The organism is Acidobacteriota bacterium, from assembly GCA_016716435.1.
GTDB lineage: Bacteria > Acidobacteriota > Blastocatellia > Pyrinomonadales > Pyrinomonadaceae > OLB17.
In genome coordinates, this window is the sequence record JADJWI010000008.1 from 475,829 (window position 1) to 491,011 (window position 15,183).

Here is a 15,183-nt window from a genome sequence, read left to right on the forward strand (position 1 = left end):
TAATTTGGTTTCCTCACGGCGGACCTCCTTTGGGTAAATTCGCCCCGTGGTAGAATCGGGATGGACTTATGAACGACATAGACCAAAATTTAGTCGAGGTCGATCCGGAGAAGCGTGGCGGAACGCCGGTTTTTCGTGGGACGCGTGTTCCGATCCAGAATCTTTTTGATTCGTTGGAGACGGGTGAATCGGTCGAGTAATTCCTAGCGCAGTACCCAACGGTCAGCCGCGAACAGGTTGTCGCCGTTCTTGAAGAATCAATGGAGAGGCTGCTCGTGGGATATGAAATTGCTGCTTGATGAGAGTGTGAAATGGACTACCGAGATTACATAACGATCGAGCCGAATAAACGTGGAGGAAAGCCTTGCATTCGCGGCCTGCGGATCACGGTCTATGAGGTTTTGGAATACCTCGCATCGGATATGTCCGAAGAAGAGATCTTGGCTGACTTTCCGGATCTCACAAAGGAAGACCTTAAAGCGGCAATTGCATTTGCTGCGGACCGCGAAAGGCGTTTGATGGAAGTACCGCTTGCGGCATAACTTATTACAGCCGCTAGCTCTAGAATTTCAAATGCGGAAGCCCGCGCGTTAGCAAGGGCTTAACTCGCAAGATCGAATATAGGAATATGCTTGACGATCACGGATTCGAGGTTTACGAGGAAAATCCATTCCCGATCGCATACCTCCTGACGTTCCGAACCTATGGCAGTTGGCTGCATGGGGATGCACGGACATCAGTGAGACGAAATGGAAACAATCGCTACGGGGGGCCGACGGTGAAACCGAGTGTTCCGTTGCTTGAGCGGATGCAGGAAGGTGGAAAGCAGACTCCGGTCGTGCTCAATGATCGGCAGCGACGGTGTGTTGAGGAAGCCTTCAAAGAAGTTTGTGAATTTAGAGAATACGGTCTTTTGGCGCTGAACGTGAGAACAAATCATGCACATATCGTGAGTTCGGGAGCCGTGAAGCCGGAGAAGATCGTGAACGACCTAAAAGCGTATGCCACGCGCCGGTTGAGGGCAGAGCGGCTCTGCGGTACCGATGAAACGGTCTGGTCCCGTGGCGCGAGTACCCGTTATCTATGGAAGCCCAGACACGTCGAAGGTGCGATCGACTATGTAAAGTACTGCCAGGAGGACATTCCTTTAGAGTTTCGAGATTAGCCTAACTTGGATGTTAAGCCCTTGCTTACGCGCGGGCTTCTGCATTGTATGCAACAATCTTTGATCACGATCGCATACATCGCCGCGAGTGCGTTGTTCATTTTGAGCCTTGGTGGTTTGTCTAAGCAGGAGACGGCCCGGCGGGGGAATTGGTATGGCATCATCGGCATGCTGATCGCGCTTGGGGCGACGGCGGCGGCGATGGACCCGAGCGGCTGGCCGATCCTCGGCGGCGTGCTGATCGTCGGTGCGCTGATCGGCGCTACGGTGGCGTCGCGTGTGCAGATGACCTCGATGCCCGAGCTTGTTGCGATACTCCATAGCTTCGTGGGGCTTGCGGCGGTGCTGGTTGGGTTCGGAACATATCTCGATAAGTTTGCAGCGGGGAAAACGGTCGAAGACGCCGGCATTTTGCTCGTCGAGATCTTCATCGGCGTATGCATTGGTTCGATCACGTTCACGGGTTCGGTCATCGCGTTTCTCAAGCTGCGAGGCTCGATCGGCGGTAAGCCGTTCATGCTGCCCGGGCGGCATTTCATCAACCTCGCGATGCTGATCGGGACGATCGTGCTCGGCGTGATGTTTGCGATGGCACCGGGCGTAAGCGGGAACCCGTATCTGATCGGGGCTGCGGTGCTGACTGGCATACTCGGCGTTCACTTCATAATGGCGATCGGCGGTGCGGATATGCCGGTGGTCGTCTCGATGCTAAACAGCTATTCGGGTTGGGCGGCATCGGCAGCGGGCTTCATGCTCTCGAACGACCTGCTCATCATCACCGGTGCACTCGTCGGCTCGAGCGGCGCGATCCTCAGCTATATAATGTGCCGCGGAATGAACCGCTCGTTCATCAGCGTGATGCTCGGCGGCTTTGGTACCGAAGGCGGAACGGTCGCGTCGACAGCGAGTGGCGAGCCGGCGGGCGAAGTGCGCTCGGTCGATGCGGAAACGGCCGCTGAAATGCTTCGGCAGTCGAAAAAGGTCATCATTGTTCCCGGTTACGGGCTTGCCGTCGCACAGGCGCAGCACTCGCTCGCCGAGGTCGTTAAGATCCTGAAGGAAGGCGGGACCGAGGTGAAGTTCGCCATCCATCCGGTCGCCGGACGCCTGCCCGGCCATATGAACGTCTTGCTCGCCGAGGCCAACATTCCCTACGACATAGTCTTTGAGATGGAAGAGGTCAACGACGAATTTCCCGGTACGGATGTTTCGTGGGTAATTGGAGCGAACGACATCGTCAACCCCTCGGCGCTCGATGACCCTGGTTCGCCCATCGCCGGCATGCCCGTTCTCCACGTCTGGGAAGCCCGCGACACTATCGTCATGAAACGCGGCATGGCCTCGGGCTACGCCGGTGTCGACAACCCGCTTTTCTACAAAGACAACACCCAAATGCTCTTCGGCGACGCGAAGAAGGTCGTCGATGAGATATTGACCGCGATGCGGGCTTAGTCGGAACCGCCTGCGTAAGCGGGCGGCCAGTCTGACCACCAACGAACTGGCCCGCCGCTTACGCAGCGGGTTCTGACCACGACACCCAAATGGTCTTCGGCGACGCGAAGAAGGTGGTCGATGAGATACTGGCGGCGATCAGGAACTAAGTTTAGATGATCAAGGTCGTATTAGTTTTGAAGTTGGCTCTGCTGGTTTTCTCGGTGTCGACGAATGCTCAGCAAATTTCTGACGACGACAGGCGCGGTTTCGACAATCTGGCTCCGATCTTAATTGATGTTGACGGTGACGGGGTACCGGACCGGATCCAGCCACGAACATACCAGACCTATCACAACCCACACGGGAAACGCCTCCTAAATAAGTATGTTAAGAATTGGATCACATTTGATCTAAAGGCCTCTACCGGAAAGTCGTTTAAGTCGTTTTTCACCTACAACTACGGAATTGCAGGGCAGGGCGGGAGCTATTGGGTCTATTCTTTGGTCCCCGCGGGTGACGTGAATAAAGATGGTCGGACTGATCTGATGTTTTATTCAGGGGATGACACGAGCGCCGAGACGGTGATTCTGCTCAATAAGGGCACTAAGTTTCCGGTTCATTCGCGGAAGATCACGGATAGTGACGACTGGCTCAGTGACTTGTAGCGTTTACCCGACCGTCGCCAGAGAGTTTCCATGGGAAAAGGATTTTCCCGAAGTCGCTCGCTGGTTCTGCCAGATGCTGACCGATCCGCCAAAAGAGTATTAGCCGTTCGCGTGATACCGACCCAGACGTTTTTCGGGAACTCTTTGTTGACCACATTCGTAATCGGGTCATGCCAGGATTGACTTTTCGGTTCTTCGCTTCAGCAGTAGCCGTTGTATCGTTGCTTCTCTCACAGCAGGCGATATCCCAAGACGCGCCCCAGAAAGTTTCAATTGAACTCAAGTCAATTCGCTCTGAACTTATTTCTCGAACTGACTCACGGGAGCTACCCTCGGTTTCCGTTGGAGTTGTTCGTAACGGCGTAGACGTTTGGAGAGAATCGTTTGGATTCGCGAGTATTGAACAGAATATTACTGCCACCCCGGATACTGTATATGCCGTCGGCTCACTGTCGAAATCGATGACAGGAACTGCAGTGTTCAAGCTCGTAGAAGAAGGCAAGATCGATCTCCGAAGCCCGATCGCGAAGTACCTGCGCTCCATACGATTGCGAACCTTTGTCCAACCAAAGAATGACTACAAAGTACTTCACCTTCTAAATATGGCCGCGGGTGTGCCGCATTATTGGCGGTACTGCTATGTCGATTCCGGAGAGCTTGACCGCTGCGCCAAAGCGAATTTGAAGGCAGCGTCCTTCTCGGCTTTCGAACCCGGAAGCTATCACCTTTATTCAAATCTTTCTTTCGGATTGGCTGCCCAGATGATTGCTGACGTTTCCGGAAAGCCTTTTTCGAGGTTCATTCGGGAATCGATCTTCAGACCCAGTGGAATGAACCGGACGTTTACACATCGCGATGAGATCCCGAAGGCCGTGGTGATAGCCAGGCCATATAAGCGAGACGGTAAACCAGCGCCAGATTTTCAGTTTGAGCCCGCCGGCGGCGGAGGATTCTACTCTTCCGTAAATGACCTTCTAAGGTATGGACTTATTCATCTAGGCGAATCGGGCAGCGGTGATCCCGTATTGCAACGCCGAACACTCGACATGAACCATACGGTAAACCGCGGACTTCCTCATCGCTATTATGCAAATGGTTGGGGCGTTCTTCCGCTCGGTGAATTTGGCATATCCTTGCTTTCTAATGGAGCGATCGAAGGTGCCGCAGCGACTCTGCTTGTCTTGCCGAAAGAAAAGGTCGTCGTGGTGGTTCTGGTCAACAAGACGGTTGGCAACGATGTTACAGATGATCTTGCTTTCCGGATCGCCGGGGCGATATTGCCGGGCTACAAGGAACGACTAGACGGCCTTTTTGCGGAGCTCGGTCCGGAATTCGCGGATAAAGAGTTCCTCGGAATGTCGACTCTGGAAGGTGACTGGAAAGGCAGTGTCCACTTCGGAAAGAAGAGATTACCGGTCGACTTCCGAATTCGAGGAAGCGAAATTTTCATTAAGTTTGACCGCGCCGAATTCGTCAAGGTTGAGAAACTGAGGATCACAAACTCGACGATCTCCGGAACAGTTACAGCACCGCTACTCGGGAAGTCTGAACACGGGATGGCGATCGCCGACCTGATAATACGGCTCGAACGCGACAGGTTGACGGGTTTTGTTAGTTTTGAAACTCTCAAACCAAGGCCGGAATTGCTGCTGGCGTACTATCTTTCTGCGAAACGTGCGGAGAGGTGAGAAACGGTCATTTCTTTGGTTTGGGGATGGTTTTGGCGGCGGCGTTTATTTGGTCGCAGAGTTCGATGGAGTTGAGGAGGATGCCGCGTTCGCGTTCTTCGGTGTTTCCGTCGAGCAGCTTTTTGAAGATGGCGGCGTAGCGCTGACCGGCGGCGTCGAGCATGTGGACGGCTTTCGGGAAATACTTGCCGCCCATCTTGTTTTGTTCAAGCGCCCGGTCGTCGCGTTCGGCGATCGCTTCGATGTCGTCGACGGCTTTCTCAAGGAGACGCCGAATATCTGTCAGCAATTCCGCCCGAGAGCCCGTTGGTAGCGGCCCCCACTTTGGATCCTCTTTACCTGCGTTCTTCCAGCCGCCGTGGTCAATCCCGAGAGCCGTCAGCCGGCGGTCGATCATCTTCGTCAGAACGTCGATGCGAAGATCTATGTCCTGCGAGTCGCGGACGATCTCGATCTCCTCTTCGGTCATATAGTCGCGCTGTGCCGTGGCGGTGCCGGCGACCAAGGCAAGGAAGAGAAAGCAGAGCGGGTAAAAACGAGATCGTTTCATAACTAAGTGTTGCTGCGAAGCACGGTCTCACCGAAGAGCGGTGTGAGTGCCCGCGAACGGGCGTCGCGGATCTGGCGAAGAAGCGTCCGGACGTAAAACTCGTGCGTCAGCGGAAGCTCGCGGCGGATCAGTTCAAGCCGCGGCGAGAAGCGGCGTAGCCCCATTTCAAGCCGCTTAAAGTTATTGAGCGTCCGGCCCCGATTGGTGTCTGCCAATTTAAGAAAGGCAAGCGTGTCTTCCATGATCGCCGAGAAGGCGCCGAGATGGGCAAACATCTCGTTAAGGTCATCGCGTGTGTTCGCTGTCTCGGCAAGGCCGACGCGGGCGGTCATCAAATCCAACGCGAGTTCGGTCCGCTTCCTTACGCCCTGCTCCCTGTCGAGCTTGTCACGCTCAGCCTTTGACATCAGCATCAGCGGCGGTGGCGCAAGTTCATACTCCGGCGGATCGTCCTGTCCGAAGACATCTGCGGCGGCAAGCGAGCCAAAGATGACGCCGATACACAAAAACACGGCATGCCTTGCTGCCGAGCGGACTCGGTTTTTCGTAAAGGCGATCGGCGGTGTTTTTGTTGAATAGCTCATCGTTATTCTTAGTTCGTCTTCTTTCCCCTTCCCGTCTTTATTTGTCGATCAAGTGCCGGCAGCCGCAGATTGATGCGGTCGATCTCGTCTTTGAATTCGGCGGCATTTGCTCGCCGCAGGAACTGTTGATAATTCGCCATCGCGTCCAAATATTCCCCGAGGTTGTCGTGGGCGACGCCAAGGAAATAATAAGCCGCGGTCAGCTCCGGCTGTTTATCCAAAAGCCAACGGAACTCGGCCTTCGCTTCCGGGTAACGGCGAAGCTGAAATAGTGCGGTCGCGAGATTTGCCCTGATCGTCGCGTTCTCCGGCTCGGCTGTTGCCAACTTTTGCAAGAGCTCGGCAGCGGCGGCGAAGTTTTTTCCCTGGACAAGGGCCGCGGCAAAGCCGACCGCGTGGCCAATGTTTTTGGGCTCGGCATTATATGCTGCCTGGCAAAATTCGAGAGCCTTCGGCGGATCGCTTCGCCGATAGAGCGTACATAGCCTTCCGAGGATCGCCGGATCGTTCGGCTTAGCCGCGAGCTCTTTCTCAAGTTCGGCCGGATCGGCCGCGGCGGATGCACGAAGGCGTTCGAGCAGATTCGTGGCTTCGGCGTTCTTAGCGGAGACTGTCATTAATAATGACTCCGCACCGGCGATATCATCGCGAAGCAGAAGGGCACGGGCCCGCAAAAGTTTTACGGCATCGGCATCACCGCCTGCGGCTTCGAGTCGGCGAGTAAAATCGTCGGCGCGCGTCGGATCATTTTCGCCAAGAGCGATCGCGGCCGCTTCGCCAAGTGCTGAAACACTTTTGGGTTCGATGGCAAGGGCTCGTTCGACACTTGTCCGTGCCGAGGGAATATCGCCGAGCCGGTTCTCGATCGCCGCCCGCGCCGCCCAAGTAGAGGCTGGCGGATTTGCTTTACCGGTCGTCAAATTTGTTAAAGATAAAAGCAGTTCACGAAGCGAGGACTGATCTGCATTTGTCCGGAGCCGGAGTTCAGCCATCGCCGAATACGCGGGGTAGTTTTGCTCATCAAGTTTTATCGCCTTTGTCAGCAAAGGCTCGGCCTCGGCAAACTCGCCGTTTTGTACGAGAAGGGACCCGAGAGTGGCGAGGGCAAGCGACCAATCTTCGCGGAGTTCGACCGCTCGCCGAAATGCCGCTTCGGCCTCGGGAATTTGCTTTAGGGAAAGGTGGGCGTTTCCTTTCTGGAGCTCGGCTTCCGGGAATTCCGGGATCAGCAATAGGGCCTTCGAGTAAAGCTCGATGGCCCCGCGAAGATCGCCTTTTTCGTGAAGATCCTGGCCTTCCTCAAACAGGCCGATGGCATCTGCTGTCGGGTCTTCGTCTTCCTGAGCAACTGCGGGAAAAGCGAACAAACAAACATAAAAAATAAGCAGAGCGAAGCCGACGGAACGGACCGTTTTGAAAGCCGGCGGGATTTTCGAGAGTTGTAACACGGTATTGAACTTGGAGCCTTGATTCTATCACGCAGGCCCGATAAAAGTTAAATTTTTCGCCTTTTGCCGCACGTTCACTATTTCGACATCACTCGGTTGCTAAGCACATTTTGCTACGTTAAGATTTTGGCTTTGTATCAATGGAGATACAAAGCGTTTAGCGTAGAGATCAATGGACACCGAACGAAAGATCGCCCGCGGCATACTGCCGGCCAAAGCCGGAAAAGAGCAGGAATTAAGATCTTTGATGCGTAGTTTCGGTTCGGTGTTGGTCGCGTACTCTGGCGGCGTTGATAGTTCATATCTGGCCTGGGTCGCGAATGATGAGTTGGGCGATTCGGCGGTCGCGGTAACGGGAATCTCGCCGAGCGTTTCAGCTCACCAGCGTGAGCAGGCGGAAGGCTTTGCCCTTCGGCACGGATTGCGTTGGCGAACGGTTGAGACGCACGAGATCGAAAGCGAGCGGTACTTGGCGAATGCCGGTGACCGGTGCTTTTTTTGTAAGGACGAACTCTACGGCGTTTTAGCCGAGGTCGCGAAAGACGCAACGGCCGTTGTTCTCGACGGGACGAACGCCGATGACCTTGGCGACCACAGGCCCGGGCGAAGGGCGGCGGAGTTGAAGAACGTCCGCAGCCCGCTTGCGGACCTCGGGTTCAGTAAAGCGGAGATCAGGGAACTGAGCCGGCTGCATGGGCTTGAGACCGCCGAACTTCCGGCGAGCCCGTGCCTAGCTTCGCGGATCGCACCTGGGACGCCGGTCTCGATCGGTAGGCTCTCGGCGGTCGAGCGCGGCGAAGAGATCATTCGCCAGCACGGATTCCGCGAGTTTCGGCTTCGTGTACATGGCGACCTGGCGCGTATTGAGGTCGCGAAAGATGAGTTTGAGCGACTGCTGGTTCCCGCGGTGCTCGAGCGATTGGCGGGTGAGATGAGGCCGCTTGGATTCATGTACATTACACTTGACCTTGAAGGATACCGATCGGGCTCGATGAACCCCGTAGAGAAGTAGGACATTATAAATAGCGGCTAGCAGCCGCAGAATATTGTGGAGAATCGATCAAAAATGGCAAACCCCATGGCCGATGAAATGCGGCGGTTTAAGGGCAGCGACGAAAAGAACCCGTTCGAGGCGATGAGCGAACGGTTTGACAGGGCTGCACAGCTTCTTGGCCTCGACCCGGACCTTTACGCGGTGATGCGCGTTCCGAGCCGAGAGATAAAGGTATATATCCCGGTCAAAATGGACACCGGGCATATACAGGTATTTGAGGGCTTTCGCGTTCAGCACAACTTTGCCCGCGGGCCGGCAAAAGGCGGTATCCGCTACGCCCCGGACGTTTCGCTTGATGAGGTAAAGGCCCTGGCGGCATGGATGACGTGGAAATGCGCGGTCGTCAATGTCCCATTCGGCGGCGGCAAGGGCGGCATTATTTGTAACCCGCAGCAAATGTCGCTCAGCGAACTTGAGCGGCTAACTCGCCGTTACACTGCGGAATTGATCAACTTTATCGGCCCGGACAAGGACGTGCCTGCTCCGGATATGAACACCAACGAGCAGACGATGGCGTGGATAATGGACACGTACTCGATGCACGCCGGCAATACCGTCACTGCGGTCGTTACCGGCAAGCCGGTTGCTCTCGGCGGTTCGCTCGGCCGGCGGGAGGCGACGGGCCGGGGAGTTCTGATCAGCGTAAATGAGGCGATCAAGCGATTTGCACTGACGCCGGAGAATACCTCTGTGGTCGTGCAGGGAGCCGGAAACGTCGGCGGCATCGGAGCAGAGCTGATGTACAAACAGGGTTATAAGGTTACGGCCATCTCGGACGTCTTCAATGGAATATATAACCCGAAGGGGCTTAACATCCCGCACGTATTGGAGTATCTGCAAAAGAATAAGTCGCTCGAAGGCTATCCGGACTGCGACGTGGTCTCGAACAAGGACCTACTTGAGCTTGAGTGCGACGTCCTGGCCCCGTGTGCGACCGAGAACCAGATCACCTCCGAGAATGCCGACCGCATAAAGTGCAAGATACTTGCCGAAGGTGCGAACGGGCCGACCACACCGCGTGCCGATAAGATATTGCACGACAAGGGGATATTTGTAATTCCGGACATACTGGCCAATGCCGGGGGCGTCACAGTTTCGTATTTTGAGTGGGTTCAGGACCGCATGGGTTACTTCTGGTCAGAGGAGCAGGTGAACCAGCGGCTTGAGGAAAAAATGGTCGCGAGTTTTAATGAACTTGCTCATTATGCCGACAAGCATGAGGTCGATACACGGACCGCCGCTTATATGCTCGCGATCGACCGTGTGGCGTATCACACAAGAATGCGAGGTATCTACGCATAGCCGAAAGCTTTTAATTTGTTAAAAACACTTGATTTTCGGTTTGAGTTGTACTATCGTCTAAGTGAAGTAAGTCTGGCGATTAGTGTATTTACAGCGGTCTAGTTGCCGGTCATGCTAAGAGTTCAGTTTTGAAGGCCTTTGTACTTTTCGGGGAAAACCGTTGCAAAACGGAGTTTCCGGAGACACAGGCCACGTTTGCTGCTCTAAAGGAGTGCAGCACTGTTTTTAATTGATAGCAATTGAAATTGATCCATTTTTTCGGCGGAGGAATATGATGAAACTCGGTTATAGAGTGGTCTTCTTGACGCTGGCTCTGTTTACTTTCGTGGTCGCGGGCATAGCCCAGACGACTACTACTGACAACAGCAAGCGTTCGGAGAAAGATCCCAGAAATACAGCTCCGACCGTTGGCACGGGCGGCCCCATGGGCGGCGGCACGGGCCTTTTTACGGTCTTGGACGGTCAAACCCTAAGGAAAGGGGAATTCACCTTCAGCGCTGCTTACAGCAATTTTGACCGGGATCCCGGCAATGCTGACTTCACTGAAGTCCCTGTCAGTTTCCAGGTAGGTGTGACCAACTACTTTGAACTTTATTTTAACACTGACGCTTTTCGCGGAGTGAAGGTCAACTCGCCGAGAAACCTCTCGAGTTTCTATCTTCCGAACTCACGGATCGGCGGAATTAGTCCGGCGGCGATTGTCCTTGCCCCTCAGGGGCCGGCAGCGGGACCGTTCTCTAATCGAGCGGTCTATCGCCCGGCGGGAACGGCACCTTATGCCCTGTTCCCGTACATTGGCAGCGCAGGCACCTTTGGACTCCAGCCGCCGTTCTATTCGGGGCCGCTCTTTGGTTTCCCGGCATTAACGAACGCTCAGCTTGGCCCGCCACGTGCCAGCAGCGGCGGTGCTGACCTATTCCCGGGCGTTGGCTCGGTCTATGGCAGCATCCTACCGGGAGTTGTGCTTCAGACGATAGCACTTCAAGGTCCGACGGGAGCTCCGGCAGGTTCGGCACCGACCGTCTTTACGACGGCACCGTCCTACCTACCTGATGCACCGTTCATCAACCGTACGTGGGGAACGTCATCGTTCAGCACCTATACGGTTGGCGGTAAATGGCGTTGGACCAACGTGAATAATCCGATCGGATTTGGTATCAACGCGGGCTATCGCTGGAACGCTGATTCGGCGGGTGACGTCGGCGGCTTTAACCAGATGCAGCGTGGAGCTGGCCCGGGAGCCAAACTTACACGCGGTGACGTCATCATCGGTATGTTCGCAGATGCACGGCTTGCCAAGTGGGTCAACTTCTCGGCCAACGTCGGGTACCACTGGAACGCCGATGTTAAGGGCGAATTTCCGGGCGGCGAATTTACGATGCTCGATCGTCCTGATGAACTCCTGACGGCTGTTGGTGTTGACTTTCCGGTCAATAAGTACTTCCAGCCGATCCTCGAGTTCCGTGCTCTTCGATATGTTGGCGGACGCACTCCGAACGCATTCGAACATCATCCGATGGACTTCATCGCCGGATTCCGCGTCTTCCCGACACGTTGGTTCGGAATGGGCTTCGCTTATCGGTACAACGTCAATCAGCAGGATGACGGCATCTTTGATGACGAAACGTTCACCAATAGCGTGTTCGTTCCGTGTACGGCTGTTACGCAGGTACCGACCGACGGCGTTGGAAACGGCCCGATCTGCGTTCCGCAGACGATCAACCGATCGTTTACGGGTGTACCGCCGGGCTTCCAGCTTTCGCAGGATCCGCATGGATTTATCGTCCAGACGTTCATTGGCCGCCGCAACTCGCGGTTGGGCGATATCGTCAATCAGCCGGCAAATGTGACGGCGATCGAAGTTAGCGACAGCACGATCACGCTTCCTTGCGAAGCAGGTCGTCCGGCCGAAGGCCTGAGCTGCAACGACAACACAACGATCAACATCACCACGACGGCGGTCGATCCTGAGAATGACCCGCTGGTTTACAACTACACAGTTAGCGGCGGCCGTATCGTCGGCTCCGGCGCTAATGTGCAGTGGGACCTCAGCGGTGTTGCTCCGGGAACCTACACGATAACGGCCGGTGTTGACGATGGCTGTGGATTCTGCGGACAGACGCAGACCCGCACGGTCACCGTTGAGCCTTGCCCGAACTGCATCACCTGCGAATGCCCGACCTTGTCCGTCAGCGGACCGGCCGGTGTCATTAAGCCGGGTGAAGTGATGACCTTTACCGCAAACGTAAGCGGCGGCCCGGATGTTACCTACAACTGGAACATCAACGGCGGCGGCACCATCGAAAGCGGTCAGGGAACCCCGAGCATCCGCGTTCGTACATCGACGGCAGATGCGGGCAGAACCATCACGGCTCGTGTAACGCTTGGCGGACTCGATCCGACATGCAACTGCCCGGCAGATGCTTCGGACAGCGGTATCGTTGATACGCAGCCTGAACCGGTCCTCGTGGATGAGTTCGGCAAACTGCAGAACGATGATGTTAGAGCACGTCTCGACGCCTACTTCATCGAAATGCAGAATAACCCGACCAACCAGGGCTATATCATCAACTACGGAACCGATCGTGAGATCGCGGCTCGTGAACGGTTGATCAACAACCACATCACGTTCCGTCGGTTCGATCGCAGCAGGATCACGATGGTTCGCGGCGGAGACCTCGGTGCAGGAATAAGCACCAAGCTCTATCGCGTACCGCCTGGTGCTGACAACCCGAATCCGTAATTGGAAAAAGCTTCACCTGCCCTCGCGGCAGATGAACATCAAAGCGGGGCCTCAAATTGAGGCCCCGCTTTTTCTTTCTTTCCTCCGCTTTTTGGCGAGTTCGATCACGGGGCCATCGTGGATAAGGCCGCCGGCTGCGAAGTGCGAAACTTAAAGTGTTGCTTTAGCAACGGGAATTTCCTAGTATGTAAAGAGTATCTCTGATGGTAGGGCGAAAAGGCGGGCATGCGACAGGTTGCTACGAACTAATTGGCCGGCTCTTTCATCTTAACCATCGACCGCACTCACCCTTTATAGTTTTTGAACACATATCGAGAATCAATGATGAGAAAATCGAAAGGAATTATCGGCTCTGTTCTGCATTTTTCGGTATTGGCCTCGCTCCTACTCAGCCAGATCGCTCTCGGCTCGGGCGGCGATGTCTATACCGACAAGAAGGGAATGACCGCCTGGACCGTCATCGGTCCCGATGGCGGCGACGTTCGTTCGTTGGCGATCGACCCCAACAACAAGGACCGGATATATATAAGTACGCTTGACGGGCAGATCCACACCTCGGCCGACGCGGGACGCACGTGGCGTCTTTTGGTAAATCTAGAGCAGCCGCAGTTGACCATCGATGACCTCTTCGTTGACCGCCGCGATTCGAATGTGATCTACGCCTCGGGCCATCGCCACAAGGGTGCCGGCGGATTCTTTAAATCGAAAGATGGCGGCAAGACCTGGCGAGAGGCAAAGGAGCTCAAGGACGAGGCGATCCATGCAATGACCCAGGCCGAGAGCGACCCGAACTATATTTTTGTCGGTTCCACGAACGGCGTTTTTGTCTCGAGCGATTCGGGTGATAGCTGGGAGAAGATCTCTTCGGAGTCGATGCCGATCAATGTTAATTCGCTTGCCATCGACCCTCGCAGCACCGGAACCATTTACGCCGGCACGTGGTGGCGAGCATATAAATCGACCGACAACGGCAAGAACTGGCGGCTGATCAAGGACGGAATGATCGACGACTCGGACGTTTTTGCCATTAACATTAACGAACGAAATCGCGACCACATCGTCGCCTCAGCCTGCAGCGGCATTTACGAATCGCTCAATGGCGGCGAAAAATGGCGAAAGATCCAGGGCATTCCCTCGACCTCGCGGCGGACCCGCGACATTCTTCAGCATCCTTCGCGGCAGGGAACGGTTTACGCCGGAACCACCGAGGGTTTCTGGATGTCGGTCGATGGCGGCAAGACCTGGCGAATGACGACCGCACGGAACCTTGAGGTCAATTCGATCGCCGTTCACCCGGATGCACCGGACCGCGTTTTTATCGGGACGAACAGCAACGGCGTGATGATCTCGAACGATGGCGGCCGAACGTTTGAGCAAACGAACCAGAGTTTTACCAGCCGCTTTGCCTATACCGTCACGCCGGATGTCGGCGTGCCCGGCCGGCTTTATGCGACGACCCACAATACGTCAACCAGCGGCGGCAATCTGTTTTACAGCAAGGATGGCGGACAAACGTGGAATGCGGCACGCGGGCCCGGCCTCGACCAGGTCGCAGCGTTTGCCGTTATGCAGGATCGTGTAGACCCGACGCGTCTTTTGCTTGGTACGAATCGCGGTATTTTCCGTTCGCTCGACCGGGGCGAATCGTGGACGCTAATAACGCCGCCCAAGAAGGCTCCAGTACGGTCGACACGCCGGATGACCGCCGCACAACGCAGGGCGGCCGCGGCCGCAGCAGCGAAGGCGGCTGCCGAACAGAAGGTGATACCTGCCCTTGAAGATAGCGTTCGCGTGCTGATACCGACCGAAGACGATAAGAACGGCATCATCGCCGGAACGGACAAGGGGCTATACCGAACCTACGACATCACCAAGGGTTGGGAAAAGCTCGAGCTTGGCGAGGGCGTCAATGCCAATATCTTCGCTGTCCACGCTTCGCCGCTTGTTCCCGGAACCATTTGGGTAGGAACGGCAACCTCGGGTGTGCTGGTCACCCGCGATGATGGCAAGACCTGGGAAAAGGTCGATGCGACGCCGGCCGGCATTCCGGTCGTCTCGCTTGCTTCGGATCCGAAACGGCCGAATTTCATATACGCCGGCACGACCCAAACGTTCTACCTCAGCCGCGATGGCGGCCGTTCGTGGATACGTCGCGGCGGCAACCTTCCGCTCGGTAAGTACACAGCGATCCTGATCAACCCCGACAACACCGACGAGATATTTCTCGGCAGTGCACATGAGATCGGCGGTGGGCTTTATTACTCGAACGACGCGGGCCAGCAGTGGACGCGGATCGATTCGAAGGATATGGTCGTCCCCAGCCGTCGCGTTTGGGCAATGGCTTTCGACCCGGCCGACCCGAACCGGATCTATGCCGCATCGCACTCTTCGGGCATTTACCGGATAGACCGTCTGCAAGACACTGCGGCGGAAAAAAGCGGCAGCAAGACGGCAACGGCTGCAGGCACGAATCAGTGATCGACCGTTTTAGCTAATGAAGGCGAGGCGTTCCAATGGGACGCCTCCTTTTGTTTTCGCTTGCGGAAACTT

Annotated in this window: 12 protein-coding genes and 1 pseudogene; 10 read left to right on the forward strand and 3 right to left on the reverse strand. The window is 55.6% G+C overall.

The features are described from left to right. Nucleotides 1-68: 68 nt before the first annotated feature. From IPM21_14155 to IPM21_14180, 6 genes and pseudogenes are all read left to right on the forward strand, one after another. Nucleotides 69-299, forward strand: a pseudogene (locus IPM21_14155) (DUF433 domain-containing protein). Between the two features lie 12 nt (nucleotides 300-311). Further along, complete coding sequence (locus IPM21_14160; GenBank protein MBK9165022.1) at nucleotides 312-542, forward strand: DUF433 domain-containing protein; 231 nt, start codon at nucleotides 312-314, stop codon at nucleotides 540-542. An 86-nt stretch (nucleotides 543-628) separates the two neighbouring features. Beyond that, entirely contained in the window at nucleotides 629-1,165 is a 537-nt protein-coding gene (locus IPM21_14165) for a transposase (GenBank protein MBK9165023.1), read from the forward strand. Between the two features lie 48 nt (nucleotides 1,166-1,213). Continuing rightward, nucleotides 1,214-2,617 carry an NAD(P)(+) transhydrogenase (Re/Si-specific) subunit beta gene (locus IPM21_14170; GenBank protein ID MBK9165024.1) on the forward strand — a complete coding sequence of 468 codons (1,404 nt, stop codon included), beginning with the start codon at nucleotides 1,214-1,216 and terminating at the stop codon, nucleotides 2,615-2,617. A gap of 155 nt (nucleotides 2,618-2,772) precedes the next feature. After that, complete coding sequence (locus tag IPM21_14175) at nucleotides 2,773-3,264, forward strand: hypothetical protein (protein MBK9165025.1); 492 nt, start codon at nucleotides 2,773-2,775, stop codon at nucleotides 3,262-3,264. Between the two features lie 170 nt (nucleotides 3,265-3,434). Beyond that, the gene (locus IPM21_14180; protein ID MBK9165026.1) at nucleotides 3,435-4,952 is read left to right on the forward strand and encodes a beta-lactamase family protein; all 1,518 of its coding nucleotides are present in this window, start codon (nucleotides 3,435-3,437) and stop codon (nucleotides 4,950-4,952) included. Nucleotides 4,953-4,959: 7 nt separating this feature from the next. On the opposite strand, the gene IPM21_14185 is transcribed toward IPM21_14180, so the two are convergent. Genes IPM21_14185 through IPM21_14195 form a run of 3 tightly spaced genes read right to left on the reverse strand, consistent with a single transcriptional unit; the run spans nucleotide 4,960 to nucleotide 7,453 of the window. Then, nucleotides 4,960-5,502: a hypothetical protein gene (locus IPM21_14185; GenBank protein ID MBK9165027.1), complete on the reverse strand. Its 543-nt coding sequence runs from the start codon at nucleotides 5,500-5,502 to the stop codon at nucleotides 4,960-4,962. Nucleotides 5,503-5,504: 2 nt separating this feature from the next. After that, nucleotides 5,505-6,086 (reverse strand): hypothetical protein, encoded by a 582-nt coding sequence (locus IPM21_14190; GenBank protein ID MBK9165028.1) that lies wholly within the window; start codon nucleotides 6,084-6,086, stop codon nucleotides 5,505-5,507. Between the two features lie 8 nt (nucleotides 6,087-6,094). Next, nucleotides 6,095-7,453: a tetratricopeptide repeat protein gene (locus IPM21_14195; protein MBK9165029.1), complete on the reverse strand. Its 1,359-nt coding sequence runs from the start codon at nucleotides 7,451-7,453 to the stop codon at nucleotides 6,095-6,097. 253 nt (nucleotides 7,454-7,706) lie between these two features. Here IPM21_14195 and larE point away from each other — a divergent pair, with 253 nt between their 5' ends. The 4 genes from larE to IPM21_14215 all read left to right on the forward strand — a co-directional run bounded on the left by larE (nucleotide 7,707) and on the right by IPM21_14215 (nucleotide 15,111). Next, the gene (gene larE / locus IPM21_14200) at nucleotides 7,707-8,546 is read left to right on the forward strand and encodes an ATP-dependent sacrificial sulfur transferase LarE (GenBank protein MBK9165030.1); all 840 of its coding nucleotides are present in this window, start codon (nucleotides 7,707-7,709) and stop codon (nucleotides 8,544-8,546) included. A gap of 54 nt (nucleotides 8,547-8,600) precedes the next feature. After that, nucleotides 8,601-9,890: a Glu/Leu/Phe/Val dehydrogenase gene (locus IPM21_14205; protein ID MBK9165031.1), complete on the forward strand. Its 1,290-nt coding sequence runs from the start codon at nucleotides 8,601-8,603 to the stop codon at nucleotides 9,888-9,890. A gap of 271 nt (nucleotides 9,891-10,161) precedes the next feature. Further along, nucleotides 10,162-12,633, forward strand: a complete 2,472-nt coding sequence (locus IPM21_14210; protein ID MBK9165032.1) for a hypothetical protein — start codon at nucleotides 10,162-10,164, stop codon at nucleotides 12,631-12,633. A gap of 324 nt (nucleotides 12,634-12,957) precedes the next feature. Further along, the gene (locus tag IPM21_14215) at nucleotides 12,958-15,111 is read left to right on the forward strand and encodes a hypothetical protein (GenBank protein ID MBK9165033.1); all 2,154 of its coding nucleotides are present in this window, start codon (nucleotides 12,958-12,960) and stop codon (nucleotides 15,109-15,111) included. The last annotated feature ends 72 nt before the right edge of the window (nucleotides 15,112-15,183 follow it).

Excerpts from the sequence above, each read along its gene's own strand:
- IPM21_14215 (MBK9165033.1), top strand. The coding sequence starts at position 12,958 with ATGAGAAAATCGAAAGGAATTATCGGCTCTGTTCTGCATTTTTCGGTA.
- IPM21_14160 (MBK9165022.1), top strand. The coding sequence starts at position 312 with ATGGACTACCGAGATTACATAACGATCGAGCCGAATAAACGTGGAGGA.
- IPM21_14180 (MBK9165026.1), top strand. The coding sequence starts at position 3,435 with ATGCCAGGATTGACTTTTCGGTTCTTCGCTTCAGCAGTAGCCGTTGTA.
- IPM21_14210 (MBK9165032.1), top strand. The coding sequence starts at position 10,162 with ATGATGAAACTCGGTTATAGAGTGGTCTTCTTGACGCTGGCTCTGTTT.
- IPM21_14205 (MBK9165031.1), top strand. The coding sequence starts at position 8,601 with ATGGCAAACCCCATGGCCGATGAAATGCGGCGGTTTAAGGGCAGCGAC.
- IPM21_14170 (MBK9165024.1), top strand. The coding sequence starts at position 1,214 with ATGCAACAATCTTTGATCACGATCGCATACATCGCCGCGAGTGCGTTG.
- IPM21_14165 (MBK9165023.1), top strand. The coding sequence starts at position 629 with ATGCTTGACGATCACGGATTCGAGGTTTACGAGGAAAATCCATTCCCG.
- IPM21_14185 (MBK9165027.1), bottom strand. The coding sequence starts at position 5,502 with ATGAAACGATCTCGTTTTTACCCGCTCTGCTTTCTCTTCCTTGCCTTG.
- IPM21_14190 (MBK9165028.1), bottom strand. The coding sequence starts at position 6,086 with ATGAGCTATTCAACAAAAACACCGCCGATCGCCTTTACGAAAAACCGA.
- IPM21_14175 (MBK9165025.1), top strand. The coding sequence starts at position 2,773 with ATGATCAAGGTCGTATTAGTTTTGAAGTTGGCTCTGCTGGTTTTCTCG.
- larE (MBK9165030.1), top strand. The coding sequence starts at position 7,707 with ATGGACACCGAACGAAAGATCGCCCGCGGCATACTGCCGGCCAAAGCC.